At 72.2% G+C, this 26,890-nt stretch carries 22 protein-coding genes and 1 pseudogene; 11 read left to right on the top strand and 12 right to left on the bottom strand.

The genetic code is table 11. From position 1 onward, the window contains the following. Positions 1 to 141: 141 nt before the first annotated feature. A complete protein-coding gene (locus L7N97_RS02255) occupies positions 142 to 1,968 on the top strand; it encodes an IlvD/Edd family dehydratase (protein ID WP_237476753.1) in 1,827 nt (608 codons plus the stop codon). Positions 1,969 to 2,084: 116 nt separating this feature from the next. On the opposite strand, the gene grpE is transcribed toward L7N97_RS02255, so the two are convergent. Both grpE and L7N97_RS02245 read right to left on the bottom strand, forming a co-directional pair. Beyond that, entirely contained in the window at positions 2,085 to 2,708 is a 624-nt protein-coding gene (gene grpE / locus L7N97_RS02250) for a nucleotide exchange factor GrpE (protein WP_428980950.1), read from the bottom strand. Positions 2,709 to 2,763: 55 nt separating this feature from the next. Then, positions 2,764 to 5,568, bottom strand: coding sequence for a [protein-PII] uridylyltransferase (locus L7N97_RS02245; RefSeq protein ID WP_237476752.1), 2,805 nt, complete (start codon positions 5,566 to 5,568; stop codon positions 2,764 to 2,766). Positions 5,569 to 6,558: 990 nt separating this feature from the next. Between L7N97_RS02245 and dnaA the strand changes: the two genes are divergently transcribed. Both dnaA and L7N97_RS02235 read left to right on the top strand, forming a co-directional pair. After that, on the top strand, positions 6,559 to 8,118 hold the full coding sequence (gene dnaA / locus L7N97_RS02240; protein WP_237476751.1) for a chromosomal replication initiator protein DnaA: 1,560 nt from the start codon (positions 6,559 to 6,561) through the stop codon (positions 8,116 to 8,118). A 162-nt stretch (positions 8,119 to 8,280) separates the two neighbouring features. Further along, entirely contained in the window at positions 8,281 to 9,129 is an 849-nt protein-coding gene (locus tag L7N97_RS02235) for a lytic murein transglycosylase (protein ID WP_237476750.1), read from the top strand. Positions 9,130 to 9,542: 413 nt separating this feature from the next. On the opposite strand, the gene rlmH is transcribed toward L7N97_RS02235, so the two are convergent. Next, entirely contained in the window at positions 9,543 to 10,025 is a 483-nt protein-coding gene (gene rlmH / locus L7N97_RS02230) for a 23S rRNA (pseudouridine(1915)-N(3))-methyltransferase RlmH (protein ID WP_237476749.1), read from the bottom strand. A gap of 9 nt (positions 10,026 to 10,034) precedes the next feature. Continuing rightward, positions 10,035 to 10,316 carry a ribosome silencing factor gene (gene rsfS / locus L7N97_RS02225; RefSeq protein ID WP_428980949.1) on the bottom strand — a complete coding sequence of 94 codons (282 nt, stop codon included), beginning with the start codon at positions 10,314 to 10,316 and terminating at the stop codon, positions 10,035 to 10,037. Between the two features lie 255 nt (positions 10,317 to 10,571). On the opposite strand from rsfS, the gene L7N97_RS02220 reads away from it, so the two are divergent. Then, positions 10,572 to 11,225, top strand: coding sequence for a biosynthetic peptidoglycan transglycosylase (locus L7N97_RS02220; protein ID WP_309242749.1), 654 nt, complete (start codon positions 10,572 to 10,574; stop codon positions 11,223 to 11,225). A gap of 3 nt (positions 11,226 to 11,228) precedes the next feature. Here the strand turns inward: L7N97_RS02220 and hemH are convergent, their stop codons facing one another. Beyond that, positions 11,229 to 12,317, bottom strand: coding sequence for a ferrochelatase (hemH, locus tag L7N97_RS02215; protein ID WP_237476747.1), 1,089 nt, complete (start codon positions 12,315 to 12,317; stop codon positions 11,229 to 11,231). Continuing rightward, the gene (gene thiD / locus L7N97_RS02210; protein WP_237476746.1) at positions 12,314 to 13,135 is read right to left on the bottom strand and encodes a bifunctional hydroxymethylpyrimidine kinase/phosphomethylpyrimidine kinase; all 822 of its coding nucleotides are present in this window, start codon (positions 13,133 to 13,135) and stop codon (positions 12,314 to 12,316) included. The genes hemH and thiD overlap by 4 nt, the downstream gene beginning before the upstream one ends. A gap of 126 nt (positions 13,136 to 13,261) precedes the next feature. On the opposite strand from thiD, the gene L7N97_RS02205 reads away from it, so the two are divergent. The 3 genes from L7N97_RS02205 (at position 13,262) to L7N97_RS02190 (ending at position 16,322) form a co-directional block, all read left to right on the top strand. Continuing rightward, positions 13,262 to 13,486 carry a DUF433 domain-containing protein gene (locus L7N97_RS02205; RefSeq protein ID WP_237476745.1) on the top strand — a complete coding sequence of 75 codons (225 nt, stop codon included), beginning with the start codon at positions 13,262 to 13,264 and terminating at the stop codon, positions 13,484 to 13,486. After that, entirely contained in the window at positions 13,483 to 13,824 is a 342-nt protein-coding gene (locus L7N97_RS29620) for a DUF5615 family PIN-like protein (protein ID WP_309242861.1), read from the top strand. Before L7N97_RS02205 ends, L7N97_RS29620 begins: the two co-directional genes overlap by 4 nt. 95 nt (positions 13,825 to 13,919) lie before the next feature. Continuing rightward, positions 13,920 to 16,322 carry a transketolase gene (locus L7N97_RS02190; RefSeq protein ID WP_237476744.1) on the top strand — a complete coding sequence of 801 codons (2,403 nt, stop codon included), beginning with the start codon at positions 13,920 to 13,922 and terminating at the stop codon, positions 16,320 to 16,322. Positions 16,323 to 16,346: 24 nt separating this feature from the next. Here the strand turns inward: L7N97_RS02190 and L7N97_RS02185 are convergent, their stop codons facing one another. From L7N97_RS02185 to L7N97_RS02165, 5 genes and pseudogenes are all read right to left on the bottom strand, one after another. After that, the gene (locus L7N97_RS02185; RefSeq protein WP_237476743.1) at positions 16,347 to 17,249 is read right to left on the bottom strand and encodes an SGNH hydrolase domain-containing protein; all 903 of its coding nucleotides are present in this window, start codon (positions 17,247 to 17,249) and stop codon (positions 16,347 to 16,349) included. A 92-nt stretch (positions 17,250 to 17,341) separates the two neighbouring features. Beyond that, positions 17,342 to 18,367, bottom strand: a pseudogene (locus L7N97_RS02180) (acyltransferase family protein); the annotation flags it as partial. Positions 18,368 to 18,624: 257 nt separating this feature from the next. Then, complete coding sequence (locus L7N97_RS02175; protein WP_237476742.1) at positions 18,625 to 19,572, bottom strand: prephenate/arogenate dehydrogenase family protein; 948 nt, start codon at positions 19,570 to 19,572, stop codon at positions 18,625 to 18,627. Further along, positions 19,565 to 20,674: a histidinol-phosphate transaminase gene (gene hisC, locus L7N97_RS02170; protein WP_237476741.1), complete on the bottom strand. Its 1,110-nt coding sequence runs from the start codon at positions 20,672 to 20,674 to the stop codon at positions 19,565 to 19,567. The genes L7N97_RS02175 and hisC overlap by 8 nt, the downstream gene beginning before the upstream one ends. Positions 20,675 to 20,699: 25 nt before the next feature. After that, positions 20,700 to 21,587, bottom strand: a complete 888-nt coding sequence (locus L7N97_RS02165) for a chorismate mutase (RefSeq protein WP_237476740.1) — start codon at positions 21,585 to 21,587, stop codon at positions 20,700 to 20,702. 163 nt (positions 21,588 to 21,750) lie between these two features. On the opposite strand from L7N97_RS02165, the gene L7N97_RS02160 reads away from it, so the two are divergent. From L7N97_RS02160 to L7N97_RS02145, 4 genes are all read left to right on the top strand, one after another. Then, a complete protein-coding gene (locus L7N97_RS02160) occupies positions 21,751 to 22,143 on the top strand; it encodes a PilZ domain-containing protein (protein ID WP_237476739.1) in 393 nt (130 codons plus the stop codon). A gap of 131 nt (positions 22,144 to 22,274) precedes the next feature. After that, positions 22,275 to 22,862 (top strand): hypothetical protein, encoded by a 588-nt coding sequence (locus L7N97_RS02155; protein ID WP_237476738.1) that lies wholly within the window; start codon positions 22,275 to 22,277, stop codon positions 22,860 to 22,862. After that, positions 22,859 to 23,533 (top strand): TetR/AcrR family transcriptional regulator, encoded by a 675-nt coding sequence (locus tag L7N97_RS02150; protein WP_237476737.1) that lies wholly within the window; start codon positions 22,859 to 22,861, stop codon positions 23,531 to 23,533. Before L7N97_RS02155 ends, L7N97_RS02150 begins: the two co-directional genes overlap by 4 nt. Before the next feature lie 116 nt (positions 23,534 to 23,649). Next, the gene (locus L7N97_RS02145) at positions 23,650 to 24,429 is read left to right on the top strand and encodes a Bax inhibitor-1/YccA family protein (RefSeq protein WP_237476736.1); all 780 of its coding nucleotides are present in this window, start codon (positions 23,650 to 23,652) and stop codon (positions 24,427 to 24,429) included. 133 nt (positions 24,430 to 24,562) lie between these two features. Here the strand turns inward: L7N97_RS02145 and L7N97_RS02140 are convergent, their stop codons facing one another. Further along, complete coding sequence (locus L7N97_RS02140; RefSeq protein WP_237476735.1) at positions 24,563 to 26,824, bottom strand: xanthine dehydrogenase family protein molybdopterin-binding subunit; 2,262 nt, start codon at positions 26,822 to 26,824, stop codon at positions 24,563 to 24,565. Positions 26,825 to 26,890: the final 66 nt, after the last annotated feature.

Below are 26,890 nucleotides of genomic sequence, written 5' to 3'. Positions count from 1 at the left end.
GGCAGAGAACGCGCGGCCTGTCGAAGGGTTCGGCGGCACGGGGCAGAAATGTGGCAGGACGGCGCCGCGAGCTGTGACGACAATGCGACTTGTCCGACAATCTCGGCCGGCCTAGAAGACATCTAAAGCGAGGAGGACGCCATGGGTGGATCGGTGAACGGCGTGTCGGGGAACGGCGCCGCGGGGCCGCGCAAGCTGCGTTCGCAGCTGTGGTTCGACAATCCCGAGAACCCGGGCATGACGGCGCTCTACATCGAGCGCTACCTGAACTTCGGCCTGACCCCCGGCGAACTCCGCTCCGGCAAGCCCATCATCGGCATCGCCCAGACCGGCAACGACCTCAGCCCCTGCAACCGTCACCACCTCGAGCTCGCCAAGCGCGTGCGCGACGGCATCATCGCCATGGGCGGCGTGCCGATGGAGTTCCCGGTCCACCCGATCCAGGAGACCGGCAAGCGCCCGACGGCCGCCCTCGACCGCAACCTCGCCTACCTCGGCCTCGTCGAGACACTCTACGGCTACCCGCTCGACGGCGTGGTGCTGACCACCGGCTGCGACAAGACCACCCCGGCCTGCATCATGGCGGCCGCCACCGTGAACATCCCCGCCATCGTGCTCTGCGGCGGGCCGATGCTGAACGGCTGGCACAACGGCGAGCGCACGGGGTCCGGCACCATCGTGTGGAAGAGCCGCGAGGAGATGGCGGCGGGCCACATCGACTACGAGGAGTTCATGGAGATCGTGACCTCCTCGGCGCCCTCGGTCGGCCACTGCAACACCATGGGGACGGCCTCGACCATGAACGCGCTGGCGGAAGCGCTCGGCATGACGCTGCCGGGCTGCGCCGCCATCCCGGCGCCCTACCGCGAGCGCGGGCAGATCGCCTACGAGACCGGCCGGCGCATCGTCGACATGGTGTGGGAGGACCTCAAGCCCTCCGACATCATCACCCGCGAGGCCATCGAGAACGCCATCGTGGTCAACTCGGCCATCGGCGGCTCGACCAACGCGACGATCCACATCAACGCCATCGCGCGCCACGCCGGCGTGCCGCTCGACATCTTCGACTGGGAGACGCTCGGCCACAAGGTGCCGCTGCTGGTCAACATGCAGCCGGCCGGCAAGTACCTCGGCGAGGAGTTCCACCGCGCCGGCGGCGTGCCGGCCGTGGTGGCGCAACTCATGGAGAAGGGCCTCGTCCGCGAGGGCGCGCTCACGGCCAACGGCAAGAGCTTCGGCGACAACAACCGCGGCCGCAAGACGCTCGACGCGGACGTGATCTTCCCGATCGCGGCGCCGCTGCGCGAGGATGCGGGCTTCATCGTGCTGCGCGGCAACCTGTTCGACAACGCGGTGATGAAGACCAGCGTGATCTCGAAGGAGTTCGAGGAGCGCTACCTGTCCAACGCGAGCGACCCCGGCGCCTTCGAGGGCCGCGCCATCGTGTTCGAGGGGCCGGAGGACTACCACCACCGCATCGACGACCCGGCGCTGGAGATCGACGAGCACTGCCTGCTGTTCATCCGGGGCACCGGGCCGATCGGCTACCCCGGCGGCGCCGAGGTGGTGAACATGCAGCCGCCTGCGGCCCTCATCAAGCGCGGGATCCTGTCGCTGCCCTGCATCGGCGACGGGCGGCAGTCCGGCACCTCGGCCTCGCCCTCGATCCTCAACGCCTCGCCCGAGGCCGCGGCGGGCGGCGGGCTCGCCCTGCTGCAGACCGGCGACCGCGTGCGCATCGACCTCAACCGGCGCACGGCCGACATGCTGCTCTCGGCCGAGGAACTGAACGTGCGCCGCGCCGCGCTGCAGGGGCAAGGCGGCTACCAGTTTGCCAAGAACCAGACGCCCTGGCAGGAGATCCAGCGCTCCATGGTGGACCAGTTCGACGAGGGCATGGTGCTCAAGCCGGCGGTGAAGTACCAGCGCGTCGCCCAGACCATGGGCGTGCCCCGCGACAACCACTGAGCGGGACGGCGCGGCGGCCGGCAGGGCCGCCGCTCACCCCAGAGCAGTCTGAAACAAAGAACGGCGGGGCTGATGCCCCGCCGTTCTTTGTTTCAGTCGTGAGTGGCCGGAGCGGGTCAGCCCTGCTGCGCCGCTTCCGGCTTCGGGCCGCCGCGCGACACGCCGACCTTGGCCGGGCGCAGCACGCGCTCGCCGATGACGTAGCCGGTCTCGACCTGCTGCACGACCGTTCCGGTCGGCACCGACTCGTCCGGCATCTCGAACAGGGCCTCGTGGCGGTTGGGGTCGAAGCGGGTGCCGACCGTCTCGATCGGCTGCACCTTGAAGCGCGCCATGCGGGACAGCAGGTCGCGCTCGGTCAGCTCGATCCCCTGGACGAAGGACTGGAGCGCGGGCGAGGCCTCGGCCTTGGCCTCCGCGGGCAGGCTCGCCACGGCGCGCTGCAGGTTGTCGACGGCGGACACCATCTCGCGCGCGAAGGAGGTCACGCCGTAGCTCTTGGCGTCCGCCACCTCGCGCTCAGTGCGCCGCCGCAGGTTCTCCATCTCGGCCATGGTGCGGAGCACGCGGTCCTTCAGCGACGCGACCTCGGCCTGCAGCGCCTCCACGGCGCCGTTCGACTCCGACGGGGCCACGCCCTGGGCGGATGCGTCCGAGGCCGGGGCTCCGTCGCGCAGCACGTCGTCGGCCTCGGGTGCCGTCGCCTCGACGTTTGAGGTGTCGGCGGGGTCGGTCATCATGCTGTCTCCAGGGAAGGCGAGGTCGGCCCCGATATCGGAGGACGGGGGTCGGAAATCAAGCGTCGGCGGCCGAGGGCGCACCCGGAGGGGCGGGCTCGAACACGTCGCCGAGCACGCGGCGGATCACCTCCTGGCGCGCCGGATCGGTGATCTTCGCGCCGAGGAGGTCGGACACGTAGAAGCTGTCGACCGCCTTCTCGCCGAAGGTCGCGATGTGGGCCGAGGCGATGTTGAGGCTCAGGCCCGCCAGCGCGCGGGTCAGGTCGTAGAGCAGGCCCGGCCGGTCGACGCCGCTCACCTGCAGCACGGTGTGGCGGCGCGAGGCGGCGTTGTCGACGATGATCTTAGGGTGCAGCGCGAAGGCGGCGCGCCCGCCCTTCGGCGACGCGTCCTTGGCCGCCACCATGTCGTTCAACCGGATCTGGCCGCGCAGGGCGCGCTCGATGCCGGAGGCGATCCGGCCGGCCCGCCGCATCTCGTCGTCGTCCTGGTCGAAGGCGCGGGACACGCTGACGGTGTCGAGCGCGAGCCCGTCCTTGGTGGTGTAGATGTGCGCGTCGACGATGTTGGCGCCCGCGCTGGCGCAGGACCCCGCGATCACGGACAGCAGCCGCGGGTGGTCCGGCGCCACGATGGTCAGCTCGGTGATGGAGCGGAACCGGTCGGTGGCGACGTCGCTGGCGAAGCCCTTGCCCTGCTGCCACAGCGTGCGGATCAGCCGGGCGTCGCGGATGCGGTTCGCCTGGCCGGTGCGCAGCCAGTAGGGCGCGTAGTGGCGGGCCACGTAGGCGCGGAACTCGTCGTCGGGGAACTCGGGTAGGGCGGGGCGGAGCTGGTCCTGGGCGGCCAGCACGCGCGCGTGCCGGTCGAAGTCCGGGCTGTCGCCGCTGAGCAGCGTCTCGGTCTCGGTGTAGAGGGTCCGCAGGAGTTGACCCTTCCACCCGTTCCACACGCCGGGGCCGACCGCCTTGATGTCGCAGATGGTGAGGATCATCAGCGCCTTGAGCTGCTCCACCGTTCCGACGATGCCGGCGAAGGTTTCGATGGTGCGGCGGTCGTTGAGGTCGCGGCTCTGCGCCGTGTTGGACATGTCGAGGTGGTGCTCGACGAGCCAGGCGGTCAGCTCCGTCTCCTCCTCCGACAGGCCGAGCCGCGGCGCGAGGCCCCGCGCCAGGGCGGCGCCGGCCAGGGAGTGGTCCTCCTGCTTGCCCTTGGCGACGTCGTGCAGGAACACCGCGAGATAGAGGGCGTTTCGGCTCGCAACGGTGGGCATCAGCTCGTTGGCGAGCGGGTGGGCCTCGCGCGAGCGCCCGGCGTCGATCTCGGCCAGGATGCCGACGGCCCGCAGCAGGTGCTCGTCCACCGTGTAGTGGTGGTACATGTTGAACTGCATCAAGGCGACGATGCGGCCGAACTCGGGGATGAAGCGCCCGAGCACCCCGGCCTCGTTCATGCGGCGCAGCGCCGTCTCGGGCGCGCGGCGCGAGGTCAGGATATCCATGAACAGGCGGTTGGCCTCCGGGTTCTCCCGGAGCGACCGGTCGACCCGGCGCAGCGACAGCGTCACGAGGCGCGTCGCGTCGGGGTGGATCGGCAGGTCGTAGAAGTCCGCCACCGCGAACAGGCGGATGAGGTTGACGGGGTCGCGCTCGAAGACGTCGCGGCGGGTCACCGTGATGCGGTCGAACTCGACGCGGAAGTCGTTGGTGCCGGCGATGGAGCGGGTGCGCCGCTTGAGGCCCTGGACGATGCGGTCGAGCGCGGCGGGCTGCGGCGCCTCCCGCTCCTCGATGGCCGAGCACACGATGGCGGTGAGGTCGCCGACGTTCTTCGCCACCAGGAAATAGTGCTTCATGAAGCGCTCGACCCCCGACAGGCTCGGGCCGGTGCCGTAGCCGAGGCGGGCCGCGATGCGGCGCTGGTAGTCGAAGGACAGGCGCTCCTCGGCGCGGCCCGACACGACGTGGAGCTCGCAGCGGACGCGCCACAGGAACTCCTCGCAGCGGCAGAACAGCCGGAACTCCTTGGCGGTGAACAGGCCCGCCCCGACGAGGGCGGAGGGCTCGGCCACCCGGTAGGCGTATTTGGCGATCCAGAACAGGGTGTTGAGGTCGCGCAGCCCCCCCTTGCCCTCCTTGACGTTGGGCTCGACGAGGTAGCGCGACGCGCCGGCGCGCGTGATGCGCGTTTCGCGCTCGGCCATCTTGGCGGCGACGAACTCGCGCGCTGTCCGGGCCTGGACGTCGCGGTCGAAGCGCAGCTGCAGGTCGTCGAACAGGGCGGCGTCGCCCAGGATGAAGCGCGCTTCCAGCAGGGCCGTGCGGATCGTCATGTCGGCCTTGGCCTGCCGGACGCATTCGTCGACCGAGCGGGTCGAGTGGCCGACCTTCTGGCGCAGGTCCCACAGCACGTAGAGCATGGCCTCGACCACGCTCTCGCCCCACGGCGTCTGCTTGTAGGGCAGCAGGAACAGGAGATCGATGTCGGAGCCGGGCGCCAGCGTGGCGCGGCCGTAGCCCCCGACCGCGACCACGCAGAGCCGCTCCGCCGTGCTCGGCCGGTCGAGCGGGTACACGTAGCGGACCACGTAGGTGTAGAGCGAGCGGACGATCTCGTCCTGCAGCGTCGCGAGCCGCGACGCGCAGCGCAGGCCGCCGTGGTCGGCCGCGAAATCGCTCAGGATGGCGGCCCGCCCGGCGCCGAGCGCGGCGCGGAAGCGGTCCACGACCGCGCGGCGGAACGCGGCGTCGTCGGGGTGTTCGGCGCGCAGGAGGGCGATGTCGGCGTCGAGCTGTGGGCGGTCGAGCGCTGAAGCTTCGGCGGTCGGAGCGGCATCGTGGCTTTGCAGGGCGAGGCTCATGGCCCGTGTCTATCGCACCTCCGCACCCGGCCCAAGCGCACCGGGGCCGGCCGCGCCGACCCCGCTCGGGCGCGTTCGTCATTGCGGCCGCATCGTGGCGACGTGGCCGGCCTCGGCCGGGCGGATGGTCCGGGGCGGATCGGAAGCCGGAGGCGGAGTCGAGCCCGCCCGGAAGGGCCCGCGGTGCGCTTCCCGACTTATCAACAGCCTGTTTACGATAATGGGCAAATGGGTCGTTAACCATACCGGCCGCGCAAGAAATCGGTATACATAACAGAGGGTTAGGGGGAAAGCGCAGAATCGGCCCGCTGAGATCGGGATTGACGGGCCCGATTCGGGCCCGGAGCCGGGTTGAATCGTCCCGGCCGTCGGAACGCCGCCTGTCAACGGCTCCGGAGCGTTATCCCGTTGGAATCCCGGCCGTTAGGGACTGTGGCGGGAGGCGGGCGCATTCCCGAAATCGGACGTCTCGGGGCCGCCGCATCGGAATCGTCGCGGGAGTCGGTTGCCCGCCCCGGAGGCCGGAGGTAGCTTGAATTCACCGGCGGGGCGCCGGTCGTCGGCGTCCCCACGGTAGATGTTCTCAGATTCCTGGCACATCCTGTTGAAGTCCACGGCGCCAGCCTAGACTCGGTAGAACCCCTGGTTCGCACAAAGATGTTGGAGGTTCCTCTTCGAGTTTGCGTTTGATTCAGGCGTTATTGCTAAAACTCGATCGATCATTTGAGCCCCGAGGCCGGACGCTCGATGGTGACTCACCCGGAAGAGCATGGCATCGACTGCTGAAACACTCCGATCCCTTCGCCGCCATCGGCGAACGACCAAACGATAGAGCCCTCCGGGCCGCTTCCCATCCCGCGCTTCGGAAGGCCACTCGAAGCGCGGCGGTGCCGGAGCCGGCCCCCGCCATGAAGCCCGCCGGGCGCACCTGCATACGACTTTCGGTCTGAGATGCGGCACACATCCCACGCCAGAAAGAACACCACCCAGATGACAGCGCGAAACGATGCCACCCGCGTGGTGGACCACGACGCCATCCTCGACACCGTCGCTTCGCTTCAGCCTTCCCGTGGGAACGAGGGGAGCCAGAGCGCCGCTCCCCGGACCGAACAATGGTCCAACGCCTGCCGCCGACTGCGCGCCGAACTCGGCGAGGCTGTGTTCAGCGCCTGGTTCGCCCGCCTCGACCTCGACCGGATCGAGGACGACACCGCCTACCTGTCGGTGCCGACCAACTTCCTGAAGACCTGGATCCAGTCGCACTACGTCGACAAGCTCTGCTCCACGCTGGCCGCCGAGGCCCCCGAGGTGAAGCGCTGCGTCGTGGGCCTGCGCGCGTCCGGCCGCGCCGCCGCCAAGGCGGCCCCCGCGGCCGTCGTCGAGGTCGGCGAGCTCGCGCCCGAGGTCAAGGCGGGCTCGCCCCGTGCCGTGGCCCAGGCCAAGTGGGAGCCGAACGCCAAGGCGGTCGCCGCGTCCGCGACGCCGGCCGGCGCGCCCGCCGACGCCCTGTCGGGCTCGCCGCTCGACCGGCGCCTGACCTTCGGCGCCTTCGTGGTCGGCCGCTCGAACCAGCTCGCCTGCGCGGCCGCGCAGCGCATCGCCGAGGCGGCGCCGGGCGCGCCGCCGCTGTTCAGCCCCCTCTACATCCACGCGGCGGTGGGCCTGGGCAAGACGCACCTGCTGCAGGCCACGGCCCACGCCGTGACGGAAGCCGACCGGCGCGTGATCTACCTCACGGCCGAGCGCTTCATGTACGGCTTCGTGGCGGCCCTGAAGGCGCAGACCTCGATCGCCTTCAAGGAGAAGCTCCGCGCCATCGACGTGCTGATCATCGACGACGTGCAGTTCCTCCAGGGCAAGGCCACCCAGACCGAGTTCTGCCACACGCTGAACGCGCTGATCGACGACGGCCGCCAGGTCATCGTCGCGGCGGACCGCCCGCCGTCCGAGCTGGAGTCGCTCGACGAGCGCGTGCGCTCCCGCCTCGCCGGCGGCCTCTGCGTCGAGATGGAGGCGCCCGACGAGGCGCTGCGGGTGAAGATCCTGGAGAACCGCGTCGTGGCGGCCCGGGCCCTGCACCCCGGCTTCGCCCTGACGCCGGCGGTGACGAGCTACGTGGCCCGCGCCATCGCGACCAACGGGCGCGACCTCGACGGCGCCGTGAACCGGCTGATGGCGCATGCCACGCTGTCGGGCACGGCCCACACGGTCGAGACCGCGGAAGCCGCGATCCGCGACCTCGTGCGGACCCGCGAGCCCAAGCGCGTCAAGATCGAGGACATCCAGAAGCTCGTCGCCAACCACTACAACGTCAGCCGCGCCGACATCCTGTCGTCGCGCCGCACCGCGGTGGTGGTGCGGCCCCGGCAGATCGCCATGTACCTGTCGAAGGCGCTGACGCTGCGCTCGCTGCCCGAGATCGGCCGCCGCTTCGGCGGGCGCGACCACACGACGGTGCTCCACGCCGTGCGCAAGATCGAGGCGCTGAGCGGCAAGGAGGCGGTGCTGGCCGAGGAGCTGGAACTGCTGAAGCGCCTGTTGCAGGACTGAGGGCGGATTCACCCCGCGGAGAGAAGGGGCGTGCAAAGGGGCGCGGGGTTGTGTAGGGGTCGGTCCATGCCGAAAGGTGCGACCGGGCCTGCCGGGCCCGCGCCCGCGCCTCACACCGCGAGACCCGCCGCCTCGGCGCGGCCGCCCCAGCCGAGGAGTCCCATGCGTCCCTTCGTTTCGCTCGCCCGTGCCGCGGCGCTCGCGGCCCTCCTGGCCGGGGCGGCGCCGTTCCTCGCCCCGGCCCCGGCCTTCGCCCAGGGCGCGGCCTGCGGCAACGACGCCGAGGGCTTCGAGCAGTGGCTCGCCGGCTTCAAGCAGGAGGCGGCGGCCCAGGGCATCTCGCGCTCGGTGATCAGCCGCTCGCTCGACAACATCATCTACGACCACAACACCATCAAGGCCGACCGCGCCCAGGGCGTGTTCCGGCAGAGCTTCGAGCAGTTCTCGAACCGCATGGTGCCGCCGCGCGTCGCCAAGGGCGCCGCCCTCGTGCGCAAGTATCAGCCGCTGCTCGACCGCATCGAGAAGCAATACGGCGTGCCGGGCCCGGTGCTGGTGGCCATCTGGGGCCTCGAGACCGACTTCGGCTCGTTCAACGGCAAATACGACACCATCCAGTCCCTGGCGACGCTGGCCTACGACTGCCGCCGGTCCGACAAGTTCCGCGCCGAACTGCTCGACGCGCTGCGCATCGTCCAGCGCGGCGACCTGACGCCCGGCAACATGCACGGCGCCTGGGCGGGCGAGATTGGGCAGACGCAGTTCATGCCCTCGTCCTACCTGAAGTTCGCCGTCGACTACGACGGCAAGGGCCGGGCCGACCTCATCCGCTCGGTGCCGGACGTGCTGGCCTCCACGGCCAAGTTCCTGCAGTCCTACGGCTGGCAGGCCGGCCAGGGCTGGGAGCCGGGCCAGCCCAACTTCCCCGTGATCCAGCAGTGGAACGCCAGCGCGGTCTATTCCAAGACGATCGCGGCGCTGGCGACCCGCATCGACGAGGCGAGCCGGTAGGCGAAGCCGCCGGGGCGTCTCCCGCCCCGACGCCTCGGAACGCGCCGGGATCGCCCGAGTTGTCCAGGCCGGAGTCGAGACTGACTCCGGTCGGAGACGATCTCATGTCGAAGGCGATGGTGGCGCTGCTCGCGCTCACGACGGCCGCGAGCGCGCAACAGGCCCAATGGAACCCACGCTCCTCCTGCGTCGCCGGCATAGGCGAGCAGTTCACGAACCACGAGCCCTTTCGGTCGGGGGAACCTACTACCGGCGTCTCGACGGGTCGGTCTACTACACCGTCGGCTCGGGGATGGAGAAGCACCCGGTCGACATGGCGTGCTTCGCCGCACTGCATGAGAAGCCGCCGGTCGTCGACGAGCCGCCTGGCTTCTGATCGGCGCGGCGAGAGCCTTCCCGACGCCGTCGCGCCGTCAGGCGCGATGGTAGGGGTGGCCGGTGAGGATGGTGACCGCGCGGTAGACCTGCTCGGCCAGCACGATCCGCGCGAGCTGGTGCGGCATGGTGGCGGCGCCGAAGCTCACCACCTCGCGCGCGCCCGACCGGAAGCCCTCGTCGAACCCGTCTGGACCCCCGACCGCGAAGGCCAGCGCCGGCGCGCCGCCGTCGATGATGCGGCCGACGCGCTCCGCGAAGGCGGGGCTCGGCAGCGATCGCCCGCGCTCGTCCAGCGCGAACAGCACGGCTCCCGGCGGCAGCTTCGCGCTCAGGGCCGCCGCCTCCTCGCGCCGGCGCTCGTCGACCGAGCGGGCGCGGCCCTCGTCCACCTCGATCAGGTCGAGGTTGGAGACGCCGAGGGCCCGCGCCGAGGCGCGGGCCCGTGAAACGTAGCGGTCCAGAAGCTCGCGCTCGGGGCCGGCCTTCATGCGGCCGACGGCCGCCAGCACGAGCCTCACGCCGAGGGGTCAGCCGGCATGGGCCTCCTCGGGGCGCAGGCCGCCCCACATCTTCTCCAGATTGTAGAACTGGCGCACCTCGGGGCGGAAGATGTGGATGATGGCGTCGCCGGCGTCCACCAGCACCCAGTCGCAGTTGCTCAGCCCTTCGACGCGGGTCGCGGTGCCGGCGGTCTTGCACTGGCGCAGGAGCCGGTCGGCGATGGCGCTGACGTGCGTGGTGGACCGGCCGCTCGCCACCACCATCGTGTCGGCGAGGGACGTCTTGCCCCGGAGATCGATCGCGACCACGTCCTCGGCTTTGGCATCGTCGAGACTGTCGAGTATCGTCCGGACCAGAGGGTCGGTCCCGGACAGCTGGTCCTGGGTCGACGGGAGCGGCTGCGCCGCGGTCGCGAGTTGGGTCGAGTTCAGTGGATCTGTCCCGTGTTCAGGGTTGGGGCACGGCTGTGCCTCATCAAGATGCGGCCATGTCCGGCCCGAATCAATGTGCGGATGCCCGCAGTTGACGATTCTTTCGCCGAACACGGTTTCTGGACGCCGCCCGTGTTGAGGTGGATCGTCCGGCTCGCCCTCCTGGTGGCACTGCTCGGGGCGGGGGCCCTGGCGCTGCAGAGCGCGATCCACCCCGTCTCGACCCTCATGCTGGCCCGTTGGCTGACCGGCGAGCCGGTCGACAGGCGCTGGGTGCCGCTGTCCGCCGTGTCGCCGCGGCTCGTCGCCTCCGTGGTCCTGTCCGAGGACGGGCAGTTCTGCCGCGAGCACGGGGTCGACCTCGGCGCGCTGCGCGAGGTGATCGCCGACAGCGACGGCGCGCCCTCGCGCGGCGCCTCCACCATCACCATGCAGGTGGCCAAGAACCTGTTCCTGTGGCCCGGCCGGTCCTACGTGCGGAAGGCGCTCGAGATCCCGCTGGCGGTGCTGCTCGACGCCGCCTGGGGCAAGCGCAAGGTGCTCGAAGCCTACCTCAACGTCGCGGAATGGGGCGACGGCGTCTTCGGCATCGAGGCGGCGTCGCAGCGGGATTTCAGGGTGCCGGCCTCGGCGTTGACGGCGCGCCAGGCGGCGCTGCTCGCCACCGCGCTGCCGAGCCCGGTGCTGCGCAATGCCGTCCGGCCGTCGCGCAAGCACCGCCTGCTGGCGCAGCGCATCCTCGACATGCAGCCCATCGCCGGGCCGCACGTCGCCTGCGTGCAGTAGGGGTCAGATCCAGCCCATCAGCTCGCGCCGCACGATGGCCTCGATCACGCGGATGCCGCCGGGGCTGTCGTTGAGGCACTCGATGCGGGCGAAGTGCTCGCCGCCGCCGTGGTGGAAATATTCGGCGTTCTCGCCGCCGATCTCCTCGATCGTCTCGAGGCAGTCGGCCGAGAAGCCCGGCGTCACCACGGCGAGGCGCTTCACCCCGCGCGCCGCGAGGGCCTTGATGGTCTCGTCCGTGTAGGGCTGCAGCCATTCCGCGCCGCCGAAGCGCGACTGGAACGTCAGCATGAACTGCTCGGCGGTGAGGCCCATCCGCTCGCGGATCAGCCGCGCCGTCTTGGCGCACTGGCAGTGGTAGGGGTCGCCCTTGAGCAGGTATTCCTTCGGCACGCCGTGGAACGAGGCGATGATCACCTCGGGCTCGAAGTCGAGCTTGGCGAGGCCCTCGCGGATCGATTCGGCCACGGCGTCGATGTAGTCGGGGTCGTCGGCGTAGGGCGGCGCCACGCGCAGCGCCGGCTGCCAGCGCATCTGCATCAGCGCCTCGAAGGCCTTGTCGCAGGCGGTGGCGCTCGTGGCGGCGGCGTATTGCGGGTAGAGCGGCACGAGCAGGATGCGGTCGCAGCCCTCGGCCTGTAGCCGCTCCAGCGCCGACTTCACGGAGGGGTTGCCGTAGCGCATGCCCCAGTCGACGCGCACGTCGACGCCCTCCGGGCCGAGCAGGCCGGCCGCGACCGAGGCCTGCAGCTTCTCGGTCTGCGAGCGGGTGATGGTCTTCAGCGGGCTCTCGTCGAGCTCCCGGTTCCAGATCGTGTCGTAGTCCTTGCCCTTCTTGCCAGGGCGGACGGTGAGGATGATGCCGTTGAGGATGACCCACCACAGCGCGCGGTTGGTCTCGATGACGCGGCGATCCGACAGGAACTCCTTCAAGTAGCGGCGCATCGACCAGTAGTCCGTCGCGTCCGGCGTGCCGAGGTTGGTGAGCAGCACGCCGATGCGGCGCGGCTTCACCGCCGGATGGCCGGGCGGCAGGGGCCCCGTCGCGGCGTAAAGCTTGGTGACGGAGTCGATGCGGGTCTGGACGTTCATCGAACCTCTGATCCTCCGGCGGGCCACAGGGCGTGGAAGTGGTGGACCGGGCCGTGCCCGCCGCCCACGCCGAGGCTCCCGCTGTCTGCGATGGCCCCGTTGAGATAGGATTTGGCGGCGTCGACCGCATCGGCCAGGGGCAGGCCCTTGGCGAGGTAGCAGGCGGTCGCCGACGACAGGGTGCAGCCGGTGCCGTGGGTATTCGGCGTGTCGATCCGCCGCGCGCGGAAGAAGCGGATCTCGCCCGCCTCGGCCAGGAGGTCGACGGCGTCGCCGCCCGCGAGGTGGCCGCCCTTCACCAGCACGGCCTGCGCGCCCCGCGCCATCAGGGCCTCGGCGGCGGCCCGCATGGCGTCCTCGTCCTCCGGCACGGCGACGCCCGCGAGGCGCGCCGCTTCGGGCAGGTTCGGCGTGACCACGGTGGCCAGCGGCAGGAGGTGCTCCAGCATCGCGTCGACGACGTCGGGCGCCCCCAGGCTGTCGCCGCTCGTCGCCACCAGCACGGGGTCGAGCACCACGGGCAGGCCCGGATGCGCGCCGAGGCAGCGCGCCACCGCCCGCACCATGTCGCCCGTCGCCAGCATGCCGAGCTTGACGGCGTCGACCCGCACGTCGGCGAAGACCGCGTCGAGCTGGGCCGCGAGGAACTCCGGCGGCGGCACGTGCACGGCGGAGACGCCGCGGGTGTTCTGCGCCGTCAGGGCCGTCAGCGCCGCCATGCCGTAGCAGCCCAGCGCCGAGAAGGTCTTGAGGTCGGCCTGCACGCCGGCGCCGCCGCTCGGGTCCGAGCCCGCGATGGAGAGGAGGTTGGGGATCATGGGACAGTGGTTCTCATCGTCACTCCGTCATAGTCGGTCCCAGGCCGCGATGCACGGCCGACGGCAACGCTGATCGTCGGGCAGACGTCGTGATATGAGGAGCGGCTGCGACGGGAGGGGCTTGCGATGGGCATGTACGACCGGATCACCCTGGATCCCGACCAGTGCGGCGGACGCCCCTGCATCCGCGGCCTTCGCATCCGGGTGAAGGATGTGCTCGACCTTCTGGCGGCCGGCGCCAGCCGCGAGGAGATCCTCGAAGACTATCCGCTGCTGGAAGCCGACGACATCGCGGCCGTGCTGGAGTTCGCGGCGCGGGAAAGCGATCACGTCATCTTGCGCGTGGCCTGAATGCGCTTCCTCGTCGATGCGCAGCTTCCACCGGCCCTCGCCCGTCGGCTGGCAGAGCGCGGGCATTCGGCGGAGCACGTCGGGGACCACGGCTGGCCGATGCCAGCGACGACGCCATATGGCATCACGCCGAGGCGACCGGCGCCATCATCGTCACGAAGGACGAGGATTTCGCGCGTTGGAAGGTGCTGCGTGTCGGCGGCCCCCGCGTGGTCTGGATCCGCCTGCGAAACACGCGCCGACGTGAGTTGCTCGACTGGTTCGACACGATCCTGCCCGATCTCGTGCGCGCGCTGGAGCGCGGTGAAGATCTGGTCGAGATCGCATCCGGTCCCTGAGGGGCCGGCGACACCATCGAGCCGTTGTCGGAGCCATTGCGCCGCGCCGCCGAAGGTGCTCCCCTCCCGTCAAAATCATATCGGGGAGTCAGACGATGGCGGATCCGCGGCTGCGTTGCCTGGAGGCGATCGAGCGCAAGGTCCTGTGGCTCGCGACCTGGACCATCCACGCCGCCAACCACCTGCGCGAGGGCGACGGCGTCAAGGTCGGCGGCCACCAGGCCTCATCGGCCTCGCTCGCGACCGTCATGACCGCGCTCTACGGCGCGGTGCTGCGCCCCGAGGACCGGGTCGCGGTGAAGCCCCACGCGTCGCCGAACTTCCACGCCCTGCAATACCTGTTCGGGCTGCAGACGCGCGACAAGCTCCTGAACTTCCGCGGCTTCAAGGGCGCCCAGTCCTATCCGAGCCGCACCAAGGACGTCGACGACGTCGACTTCTCCACGGGCTCGGTGGGCCTCGGCGTGGCGCAGACGCTGTTCGCCTCGCTGGTGCAGGACTACGTCGGCGCCAAGAGCTGGGCGAACACCCGGCCGATGGGCCGCATGGTGGCGCTGCTCGGCGACGCCGAGATGGACGAGGGCAACATCTTCGAGGCGCTGCTGGAGGGCTGGAAGCACGGGCTCCGGAACTGCTGGTGGGTGATCGACTACAACCGCCAGAGCCTCGACGCCGTCATCCGCGAGGGCCTGTGGGAGCGGTTCGAGTCGATCTTCTCCAACTTCGGCTGGGACGTGGTGGTGCTGAAATACGGCACGCTGCTGGAGGCCGCCTTCGCCGAGCCCGGCGGCGAGAGGCTCCGCCACTGGATTGACCACTGCCCGAACCAGCTCTATTCCGCGCTGTGCTTCCAGGGCGGCGCCGCGTGGCGCCGGCGGCTGGAGGACCAGATCGGCGACGGGGGCGAGGTGTCGCGCCTCATCGCCGCGCGCGACGACGACCAGCTCGCCCGCCTGATGACCAACCTCGCCGGCCACGACCTGCCGACGCTGCTCCGCGCCTTCGAGGACCGCCGCGACGACGAGCGCCCGGCCTGCTTCATCGCCTATACGATCAAGGGCTTCGGCCTGCCGCTCGCGGGCCACAAGGACAACCACGCCGGCCTGATGACGCCGAAGCAGATGGAGGTGTTCCAGGCCCGCATGGGCGTGCGGCCCGGCCACGAGTGGGAGCCCTTCGAGGGCGCGGGCGTGCCCGAGGCGGAGCTCCGGGGCTTCCTCGACGCCGTGCCGTTCCGGCGGGGCGGACGCCGGCGCCTGGAGGCGGCGCGCGTGCCGGTGCCGGCCGCGCTCACCTACAACGCCGCGCCCGTCATGACCACGCAGGCCGGCTTCGGCCAGATCCTGTCCGACCTCGCGCGCTCGGGCGAGCCCATCGCGGACCGGGTGGTGACGACCTCGCCCGACGTGACCGTGTCGACCAACCTGTCGGGCTTCGTGAACCGGCGCGGCCTCTTCGCCAAGGCCGACATGGCGGACACGTTCAGGTCCGAGCGCATCCCCTCGACCGCCACCTGGGACTTCTCGCCCAAGGGGCAGCACATCGAGCTCGGCATCGCGGAGTCGAACCTCTTCACCTGCCTGTCGGCGCTGGGCCTGTCGCATTCCCTCTTCGGCGAGCGGCTGATCCCCGTCGGCACGCTCTACGACCCCTTCATCTACCGCGGCGCCGACGCGCTGAACTACGCCTGCTATCAGGACGCCCGCTTCATCCTGGTGGCGACCCCGTCCGGCATCACGCTGGCGCCGGAGGGGGGCGCCCACCAGTCGATCGGCACGCCGCTGGTCGGCATGGCGCAGGACGGGCTGTCCTCCTTCGAGCCGGGCTTCGTGGACGAGCTCGCCGCGATCTTGCGCTGGAGCTTCGACTACGTGCAGCGCGACGGCGAGGGCGACCCCGACGAGCGCGACTGGCTGCGCGACGAGACGGGCGGCTCGGTCTACCTGCGCCTGTCGACGCGCCCCGTCGAGCAGCCACGCCGCGAGATGAGCCGGGAGCTGGCGCGCGACGTCGTGACGGGCGGCTACTGGCTGCGGCCGCCGGGGCCGAACGCGCGGGCCGTGATCGCCTACCAGGGCGCGGTGGCGCCCGAGGCGGTCGCGGCGGCGGGGCTGCTCGCCGAGGACTTCCGGGACATCGGCGTGCTGGCCGTGACCTCGGCGGATCGGCTGAACTCGGGCTGGCAGGCCGCCGAGCGGGCGCGCCAGCGCGGGCGCGCCGGGGCGCTGTCGCACGTCGAGCGGCTGCTGGCGCCCCTGTCGCGCGACTGCGGCATCGTCACGGTGATCGACGGCCACCCGGCCACGCTGGCCTGGCTCGGCGGCGTCGCGGGCCACCGCGTCAAGGCGCTCGGCGTCGAGCATTTCGGCCAGACCGGCACGGTGGCGGACCTCTACCACCACCACGGCATCGACGCGAACGCCATCGCGCACGCGGCGCAGGCCGCCGCCAAGGGCCGGCCCGCGCGCTACCTCGACGCGCTGGCGGAGGGGCGGTGATCGCTCCCGCGCGCCAGCCGGGCCTCAGAACAGGCCGGCGAACAGCGGCCGGAGCTTGAGGGCGCCGGACACGTTGAGGTGGGCGGCGTCGAAGTAGAGGGGCAGCCCGTCCGCGGCGATCGCGCACCGCTCCCCGGCGCACAGGGCCTCGTGCGGGTAGACGACGCGGACGCCGTAGCGGGCCGCGAGGTCGGCGAAGGTGCGGAACGTCGCCGCCTGCCGTTCGAGGTAGGAGGCCCGCGTCGGCGCGGGGTCGCGGCCGAGGCCCTGCGCCAGACGGGCGAGGCTTTCCGGCACGTCGACCCCGACCTCGGGCACCGAGGCCACGATCACCACGCGCTTGCCGGCCGCCGTCAGGGCCGCGACGAGGCGTTCGAGGCCGCGGTCGAAGGCGCGGAGGGTCTCGGCCGCGGAGGCCTCGGCCGACGCGTCGTCGCGCAGCAGCGCCGGCGACCGGCCCGGATCGGGGCGGAACGGCGCCAGGGCGGCCGCCCAGAAGGACGCCAGGACCACGGTCTTCACGCCCGGATCGGACAGGACGCGCCGCTCCGTCTCGGCGTTGAAGGCCCGGCAGCCGCGGACCCGCAGGGCGTCCACGCCGTCGAGGGGCGTGCAGGAATGGAACTCGACGAGGCGGCCGGAGAGGCCCCGCGCCGCGGCGGCTTCGGCGACCGGCGCCACCATGTTGCCGGCGAGCGAATCGCCCCACAGCACGAAGTCCGGCTCGGCCGCGGCGCTCGCGCCGATGGGGCAGGTTTCGCCCCCCGCCGGCGTCGCGTCGAGCCGGTCGAGGCAGCCGTGCTCCCGCCGCGCGCCGCGCGCCGCCGTGGCGCCCGCGTCGAGGATGGCGCGGACCTCGGGGGAGAAGCGCGCCGGCCATCCGCGGGTCTCGACCAGCGCTCCGCCGCAGAGCGCCGTCGCGGCCATGAGGCCCGCGCCCGCGGCCAGGGCGGTGCGGGGGCGCACCCCGCGCCGCGGCCGTGCCGGAACGGCTGCTCGACGAAGCGGTAGGAGGCCGCCGCCAGAGCCAGCGAGAGGGCGATCAGCGCGGGCGTCTCGATCCCGGTCGGCCGGCGGAACAGCCAATGGCCGGCGAACACGATCACCGGCCAGTGCCACAGGTAGAGCGAGTAGGAGATCCGCCCGAGCGCCGTCGCGGCCGGAAGGCTCAGCAGGCGCGCCGCGGCGTTCGAGCCCGGCCGCTCGCAGCTCAGGATCACCGCCGCGGCGCCGAGGCACGGGGGCAGGGCGGCGAGCCCCGGAAAGGGCGTCTCCAGCGTGTAGCCGAACACGGCGGCCGCGATCAGGCCGAGCCCGCCCCAGGCGAGCGTCTCGGACGCGGCCCGCGAGCGCGGCGCGGCCAGTCCGAAGAGCGGGATCAGGCCGCCGAGCATCAGCTCCCAGAACCGGAAGGGCGTCAGGTAGAAGGCCGTCATCGGCGCGGCGCGCGTCGCCCAGGCGCTCGCGAGCAGTGAGGCCAGGGCCAGGAGGCCGAGCACGGCGGCGGCCAATCGAACGGAGCGCCGGGCCAGCACCGCGAGCAGCGGCGGATACACGAGGTAGAACTGCTCCTCGACCGACAGCGACCAGGTGTGCAGCAGGGGCTTCTGGTCGGCGGCGGCGCTGAAGTAGCCGGAGCTGTTGCGGAAATACAGGTTGGAGCCGAAGCCGGCCACGCTGGCGAGGCTTTCGCCGAAATGGCGCAGGTCGCTCGGGTAGAGCAGCAGGAGCGCCGCCGCGAGCGTGACGGCCAGCATCATGAACAGCGCGGGGAAGAGGCGGAGGATGCGGCGCCGGTAGAAGGGCAAGATCAGCGGCTTCCTGTCGGCGATGTCGGCCAGGAGGAGGCGCGTGATCAGGAAGCCGGAGATCACGAAGAACACGTCGACGCCGACGAAACCGCCCGAGAAGGGCGCGACGCCGAAGTGGAACAGGACGACCGCGCCGACCGCCACGGCGCGCAGGCCGTCGATCGGGGTCCGGTAGCCCGGCGCCGGGCGGACGATCACGGCGGCCCGCTGCCGGGCCGGCGCGGCGGCGCGCATCGGCGGCAGGGAGGCGCGGGCGGAGATCGTCATGCTGGCAGGTCCACCGAGGCCGGAGGACCGCGGTGCCGTCCCGCCGCCGTCCGGATCCGGCGCCCGATCCGGGCGCCCTCGGGGTGGAGGTAGGGCTCAGCGACGGCGTTTTTGCAACCGTCGCCGCATCGTCAAGACCTACGAAACCGCGAACTGTCACATCGCTGCAACTCCGCCCGAATGCGGGGAGCGCGGCACCGGACCCGGGTCACCGGCTCCGGGCCTCAGTCGGCCGCCTTCGGTGCCGGCGCGCCCGGACGCCCGAAGTCCGCGGCCGCCGTCTCCTGCCCGACCGCGACGATCGACCGGCGGATCGCCCGCGTCCGGGTGAAGAGGTCGAACAGCCCGTCCCCGTCGCCGAAGCGCACCATGCGCTGGAGCTGCGACAGGTCTTCCAGGAAGCGGCCGAGCATCTCCAGCACGGCCTCGCGGTTGTTGAGGAACACGTCCCGCCACATGGTCGGGTCGGAGGCCGCGATGCGGGTGAAGTCGCGGAAGCCGCCGGCCGAGAACTTGATGACCTCGGAATCCGTCACCGTTTCGAGGTCCGCCGCCGTGCCCACGATGTTGTAAGCGATGAGGTGCGGCACGTGGCTGGTGATGGCGAGCACGAGGTCGTGGTGCTGCGGCGTCATCGCGTCGACGCGGGCCCCGAACGACTCCCACAGCGCCCGCACCCGCGCGACCCCGTCCTCGGTGGAGGCGGGGCAGGGGGTGAGGATGCACCAGCGGTTCTCGAACAGCGCCGCGAAGCCGGCGTCCGGCCCCGAGAACTCGGTGCCCGCCACCGGGTGGGCCGGCACGAAGGAGACGCCGGGCGGCAGGTGCGGCGCCACCGCGGCCACGACCGAGCCCTTCACCGAGCCGACGTCGCTCAGCACGGCGCCGGGCTCCAGGTGGGGCGCGATCGCGGCCGCCACCGCGCCGAGCGCGCCGACCGGCACGCAGAGCACTACGCCGTCGGCGCCGCGCACCGCTTCAGCGGCCGTCTCGGCCACGCGGTCGGCGAGGCCGAGTTCGCCCACGCGCGCCCGCACGGCCGCCGAGGCGTCGAAGGCCACGACGGAGCCGACGCGCCCGCCGCGCCGCGCCGCCAGCGCGACCGAGGCGCCGATCAGCCCGAGGCCGATCACGCACAGGCGGTCGAACACGATGCCGTCGGCGTCAGCCATGGGCGGGCGTCGCCACGAAGTCGCGCAGCGCCGCGGCGACGAGGCGGTTGGCCTCCTCGGTGCCCACCGTGATGCGCAGGTGGTCCGGCAGGCCGTAGGACGTCACGGCGCGGACCACGAGGCCGCGCTCGGCGAGGAAGCGGTCGGCCGCCGCGGCGCGGCCCTGCGGGAAGCCGACGAGCAGGAAGTTGCCGACGCTCGGCACCACGTCGAGCCCGAGCGCGCCCAGCGCCTCGGTGAGCCACGCGGCCCATCGCGCGTTGTGGGCCACGGCGGCGTCCTCGTGGGCGCGGTCCTCCATGGCGGCGATGCCGGCCTCGATGGCGGGCAGGTTGACGTTGAAGGCGCCGCGGATGCGGTTCATCGCGTCGCAGACCGGCGCGGGCGCGTAGGCCCAGCCGACGCGCAGCGCCGCGAGGCCGTGGATCTTCGAGAAGGTGCGCGTCATCACGACGTTGCCGGCCTCGGCCGCGAGCTCCAGGCCGGAAGAATAATCGTTGTTGCGGACGTATTCGGCGTAGGCGGCGTCGAGCACCAGGAGGGTGTCCGGGCGCAGGCCGGCGTGCAGCCGCTTCACCTCCGAGAAGGGCAGGTAGGTCCCGGTCGGGTTGTTGGGGTTGGCGAGGAACACCACGCGGGTGCGCTCGGTCACGCGCGCCAGCACGGCGTCGACGTCGGTCGTGAGGCCGCGCTCCGGCGCGACCACGGGCGTGCCGCCCGCGGCCCGGATGGCGATGTCGTATATCAGGAAGCCGTGCTCGGAGTGGATCGCCTCGTCGCCCGGCCCGATGTAGCTGTAGGCCAGCAGCGACAGCAGGTCGTCCGAGCCGCAGCCGCAGACGATCCGCGCGGGGTCGATGCCGTAGCGCCGGCCGATCGCCTCGCGCAGCCGGGTCGCGGCGCCGTCGGGATACACCTCCAGCTTCTTGGCCGCCTCCGCGAAGGCCGCCATCGCCCGGGGCGAGGGGCCGAGCGGGTTCTCGTTCGACGACAGCTTGTGCAGCTTCACGCCGGGCGGCACCGCGCTCTTGCCGGGCACGTAGGCCTCGATGGCGAGGAGGCCGGCGCGGGGTGTGGGGCGCGGGGCGGGGGCGGTCGACATGGGACGGGCTCTCGGGCGGGCTGTGTCAGGTCGGGACGGCGGGGGTGAAGTCGTAGCGGCTGGCGTGGCTGCCCACGGGGGCCACGCGCGCGTCGGCCGCGGTGGCGGCCAGCGCGTCGCGCAGGCGCCGGGCCGAGCGCTCCGCGTCGCCGCCGTCCGCGTCGCCCGGCAGGGCGACGAGCAGCGCCAGGCCGTCCGCCGCGGCGGCCTGCTCCAGCACCTCGCCGCCGAGCGACGCGACCGCGGCCGGCACGCCGTCGCGCCAACGGTCGATCCAGGCGCTGTGCACCAGCACCTCGGTGGCGGGCGTGGCGGCGGACGGCATGGCGATCACGAAGACCGGCATGCCGGCGGGGTGGTCGGGCCGCTCCACGAAGGGCAGGCGGGCGATGATCTTGGGCGCGTCCGGCCCGGCGAGGCCGCGCCACCAGGAGCCCGCCGCGATGCCGCCGTGCAGCCGCACGAGGCCGAGGTCCGTGCCGGCCGCCCGCACGGCAGCGATCACGGCCGCGGGGCCGGGGTGGGCGCGAAGCGGCACGGTGAAGCCGAAGTGGAAGCGCGCCGAGTCGCGCATCGCGGCGTCGCCGGCGGAGCCGTCGGCGTGCACGGCATATTCCGCCTGCACGTGGGTGAAGGTGGAGATGATGATGCGCCAGATGCCCTCGACCGTGTCGAGCGGCAGGCGGCCGCGGTGGCGCTCGGCGATGTGGCGCATCATCGACGCCTCGCGGTCCGGCCGGAAGGCGGAGCCGCCGCCGGCCCGCGCCTTGACGGCGATCAGCCGGTCGATGATCTCGCCCCGCTCGATCAGGCTCGCGTGCATGGCGGCGTCGATGCGGTCGATCTCGACCCGGAGGTCCGCCAGCGTCTCGTGCTGGTCGGGAGGCTCGGCGGACAGCGGGGTGACGGTCATCGGGTCGGGTGTCCGCGGGCGTTCGTGCCGCCTTGTATCGGCGCGGAACCCCGGACGCAAAGGCTGAGCTGGCCACACGAGCGCCCCATTCCGGCACGCCCGGCCCCGGCCCGCCGCTTGCTAACGGTCTGTTCACCACAGAAGCGCCGATCGGGGGCCGACCATGCTGGAACGTCGCAAACATGGCAGGACGCGGGACTTCGCGGCCGGCACCATCGCCTACGGCCGCGGCCCCGCGACGATGGACTGCGTCGTGCGGAACGCCTCCGAGGGTGGCGCGCTGCTGCTGCTCGACGAGCCGGAGCGGGCACCCGTCCGGATGGAGCTCGCCACGCGCGAGGGCGTGCGCCCGGCGCGGATCGTGTGGCGAGGCGAGTCCGCCGTCGGCGTCACCTTCCTTCCTGCGGGCGCGGGGATGTCGGCCCTGCCGCCGGCGGCCGCGGTGGTCGACCTCGACGCGGTGCGCCGCCGCAGACTGGCCGGCAGCGACGAGAGCCGCCTCGCCGAGCGCATTGCCCGCTTCGTTCGTCCGTCGCGCCGGCCCGACTCGGCCTGAACGCGCGGCCGTCCTGCAACTGTCCCGGAGATTCCGCGAAGCCGCGGCCGTGCGGAAAGTAGCGCGCCCCGGAACCGCCTCAAACGGCCGTATGATCTTCATACGATCGTATGAAAGATGGAGCGGTCACAATGCTGCGCAGATCGTCCGGCCTGTCCCGGCCCGTCCTGAAATGGGTGTCTCAGGTGGCCGCGTCGCTCGGCGCGACGCTGTCGGCCACCCTGATCTGGTCGGCGGTGCCCCATCCCGGCGCGGCCCCGGCCGCTCAGCCCGAACTGACGAGCGGCGGCAAGTTCGCGGCCCGCGCCATCCAGCCCGTGGCCTATGACGGGCTCGACACCATGCCGCTGCCCCGCGTCGCCCCCGCCCCGGCGCGCTTCGTCGCCGCCTCGTTCGAGGCCCCGCCCGCGTTCGACGCCGCGCCGCGCCGCCCCGCGGGGGAGGCGGCGCCGGCGGCCGAGCGCCGCGCGGCCCACGCCGCGCGCCCGGCCCCCCGCGCCGAGGCCAGGCGGGCCGAGCCGGCGCCCTCCGCCGCCATCGTCACGGCGGCGACGCCCGTCGCCGCCCCGGAGCCGGAGGAGGGGTTCCTGCATCGGGTGATCCCGTCGTCGTTGCCCTCCGTCGTGCCCACGATCGCCTCCACGGCGCGCGAAGCCTGGAGCGCCACGGCCTCGGCCGGCGACGCCCTCGTGTCGCACATCGTGCCGCGGATGCCGTGAGCCTCGACGTCGCGGAAGCCGCCCCGCCGCGCGCCCCGTCCCGCCAGGCCGAGGCGACGCGGGGCGCCCTCGTGGCGGCCGGCCTCGAAGCCTTCGCCGAGCACGGCTTCGAGGCCGCCTCGGTGCGCGACATCACCGCCAAGGCCGCCGTCAACCAGGGCGCCATCACCTACCATTTCGGCGGCAAGGAGGGCCTGTACCGGGCCGTGCTCGAAGCCGTGCGCGACAAGGTGTCGGCGCAGCCCCTGCTCGACCCCGCCGGCGTCGCCGACCACCCCCCGCCCGAACTGCTGCGCCGGTATTTCCGGCAGATGCTGGCGCCCCTGGCCGAGGGGCCCGAGGACCGCCGCCACCTGCGCGTCTTCGCCTGGGAGCAACTGCGGCCGACGCCGGTGGGCGCCAGCCTCGCCGCGGAGAAGCCCTTCCCGCCGGCCCTGCTGGCCGGCTCGATCGTCCGCCGCCTGCGTCCCGGCCTCGCGGAGGCCGAAGTCGCCGTCGCGGTGGCCTGGATGGTCGGGCAGGCCGTGACCTTCCTGCGAGACGCCGACTACTGGGCGCGGCCCCCGTTCGGCGTCCAGCTCGACGCCGCGTCCCTCGACGGGATCGTGGCGATCCTGTCTCGGCTCTGTCTCGGCGGGCTCGCGCCGGCTGTTCATCTTACGGAGATTTAATGGCCGGAGCGCGTTTTGCGCTCCGTTCGGGACTTTCCCGCCCGCCGCGGCGGAGCCATATTCCTCCCATCGACCGCCGTATCCCATCCGGAGCGTCGGCCACCAGAGAGGATCAAATGTCCGACTACCGCAATCCGTCGTACCGCTGGGGCGGCACAGCGGCCCGGGCCGGCGCAGACGTCGACCAGGGGCTGCGCTCCTACATGCTCGGCGTCTACAATAACATGGTGCTGGGCCTGGCCCTCACGGGCCTCGTCGCGCTCGGCACCAACATGCTCGCCGTGACGCGCGACCCGGCCGAGGCCGCCGCCCGCTTCCACAGCTTCTACCTGACCAGCTTCGGCGTGGCGATCTACGGCAGCCCGCTGCGCTACGTCGTGATGCTGGCGCCGCTGGCCTTCATCTTCTTCTTCTCGTTCCGCATCGACCGCATGTCGGCCGCCTCGGCGCGCAACATGTTCCTCGCCTTCTCGGCGGTGATGGGCCTGTCGCTGTCGTCGATCCTGCTGGTCTACACCGGGCAGTCGGTGGCGCTGGCCTTCTTCGAGACCGCGGCCGCCTTCGGCGCGCTGAGCCTCTACGGCTACACGACGAAGAAGGACCTGACCGCGATCGGCTCGTTCCTGGTGATGGGCCTGTTCGGCCTGATCATCGTGAGCGTGGTCAACATCTTCGTCCACAGCTCGGCGCTGCAGTTCGGCATCTCCATCCTGGCCGTCGGCATCTTCGCCGGCCTGACCGCCTGGGACACCCAGCGCATCAAGGAGATGTATTGGGAGAACGACGGCTACGAGGTCGCCACCAAGAAGGCGGTCAACGGCGCCCTCATGCTCTACCTCGACTTCATCAACATCTTCACGGCGCTGATCCAGCTGACCGGCAACCGCAACAACTGATCCCGAACAGCGGCCATCTCACAGGAAGCCCCGGAGCGATCCGGGGCTTTTTTCGTTCTGTGCGCTCGATGCCGTGATCCCGGGTCTCCGCTGCGCTCCGCCCGGGACGACACGGCTCACCGGGTGCAGCCGGTCATCTCGGCCGGTCGCCGAGGCGGATCGGCAGGTCGCGGTGGCGGTCGCCGGTGGCGTTGAACACCGCGTTGGCCACCGCGGCGTTGACGCCGATGATGCCGAGCTCGCCGATGCCCTTCACGCCGGCCTCGTTGGCGGCGGGGTCGTCGTCCTCGACCAGGATCGCCTCGACCTCGACCACGTCGGCCGACACCGGGACGTGGTACTCGGCGAGGTCGCGGTTGACGTAGGCGCCCGTGCGGGCGTCCGCGACCGTTGCCTCCAGCAGCGCCGAGCCGAGGCCGCCCACCATGCCGCCGATTAGCTGGTCGCGGGCGAGCCGCGGGTTGAGGATGCGCCCGCCCGCGAAGGCGCCGAGCAGCTTCGCGACCCGGATCTCCCCCGTCACCGCGTGGACGCGCACCTCGGCGAACTGCGCCCCGAAGGCCCAGGCCAGCGCCGACGGCTGGCCGAGCGCGGTCTTGCCCGCCTTCAGGTTCTCCATCATGGCGGGCTTCATGCCCTCGGGCAGGTGCTCGTGGAGCACGGCGACGCGCCCGCCCGGCGCCGCGGCCGCGAGGACCGCGAGCGGCTCCGAGCGCCCGTCGGGCGCCGTCAGGGCACCGTCGCCGAGCCGCAGCGTCGCCGGATCGGCGCCGGCGAGCGGGCCCGCTCCCGCCGCGGCGAGCCGGCCCAGGGCGAGGCGCATCGCGTCGCAGGCGGCCTCCACGGCGGGCGCGAGGCCCGTCGTCGTCGACGATCCGCCCGACACGGCCGCCGGCGGGAAGTCCGTGTCGCCGAGCCGCACCGTCACGCGCTCCGGCGCGAGGCCGAGGCCGTCGGCGGCGAGCTGGGTCAGGATCGTGTAGAGGCCCTGGCCGATCTCGTGATGCGCCGTCTCCAGCACGGCCGAGCCGTCGGCCTCGACCGCCACGCGGACGCAGGCCGGCGCCGTCTTCACGGGCCGCACCGTGCTGGCGCAGCCGAGGCCGACGAGCCAGTCCCCGTCGCGCAGCGAGCCGGGGCTGGGCCGCCGCCGGTCCCAGCCGAAGGCCGCCGCGCCGACCGCGAAGCAGCGCATCAGCGGGTGCGTCGAGAAGGGTTTGCCGTCCTCCGGCCGAACCCGGGTCTCGTTGCGGCGGCGGAGCTCGATCGGGTCGAGGTCGAGCCTCGTCGCGAGCTCGTCCATCGCGGATTCGAGCGCGAACACGTAGGGGACCTCCGGCGGCGCCCGCATGGGGCCCGGCGTGTTGCGGTCGACGCGCAGCACCTCCTCCCGCGTGCGGATCGCCGGGCAGGCGTAGACCGCTGCCGTCACGTCGGTCCCCTCCATGGCGAAGTCGTCGAAGCGCGAGGTCGCCATCGCGGCCTCGTGGATCAGGCCGCGCAGCCGCCCGTCGGCGTCCGCCGCGAGCGCCACGCGATGGCGCGTCTCCGGCCGGTGGTTGGCGATGGTGAAGCAGTCGCGCCGCGACGGCACCAGCGACACCGGGCGGCCGAGGCGCCGCGCCGCCAGCGCCACGATCGCCGTGTGCTGCGACAGGCCGAACTTCGAGCCGAAGTGGCCGCCGATGAAGGGGCACACCACGCGCACGTCCGCGGGGTCGAGGCCGAGCTGCGCCGCGAGCCCGTGCTGGACGGCGTCGATGTATTTCGAGGCCTCGTGGACCGTGAGCCTGTCGCCGTCCCAGGCGCAGGCGGTCGAGAAGAGCTCGATCGGGTTGTGGTGCTGGATCGGCGTGGAATAGCGCCCGTCGACCCCGATGTTGGACCGCGCCAGCGCCGCGTCGGCGTCGCCGAGCGCGATGTCGTGGTGCTTGGCCGAGAGTTTCGCGAGCGGCTCCGGGGCTTCGGACGCGAGGTCCATCCGGGGCTCGGCCGGCGCCTCGTCGACCGTGAAGCGGATCAGCGCCGCGGCTTCCTCGGCGGCCTCCTGCGTCTCGGCGACGGCGAGGCCGATGATCTGCCCGTGGTAGCGGATCTCCGGGCCGTCAAGCGGGCGGAAGGTCGAGTTGACGTAGCCGTCCCCCATGACGTAGCCGACGGGCCGCACGGCGCCGCCGAACTCGCGGTGCGTGAAGACCCCGAGCACGCCCGGCACGGCCTCGGCCTCGCGCGCATCGATCGACACGATGCGCCCCCTCGCGACGCGGCTCGTCGCCAGCGCGGCGTGGGCGAGGCCCGGCAGCGGGAGGTCGGACGCGTAGCGGGCCGCGCCGGTCACCTTGGCGCGGCCGTCGACGCGGCGGAGGGGTTGCCCCACGGATGTCGGTGCGTTCACGATGGTTTCCCCGATGGTGCGGGGGAATGATCGGCGGCGAGCGCCCGTTCCGGGCCGGGGGTGCGC

Origin of the sequence: Lichenibacterium dinghuense (genome assembly GCF_021730615.1) — a bacterium.
Classification (GTDB): Bacteria; Pseudomonadota; Alphaproteobacteria; order Rhizobiales; family Beijerinckiaceae; genus Lichenihabitans; species Lichenihabitans dinghuensis.
This window is presented reverse-complemented; position numbering and strand designations above follow the sequence as displayed.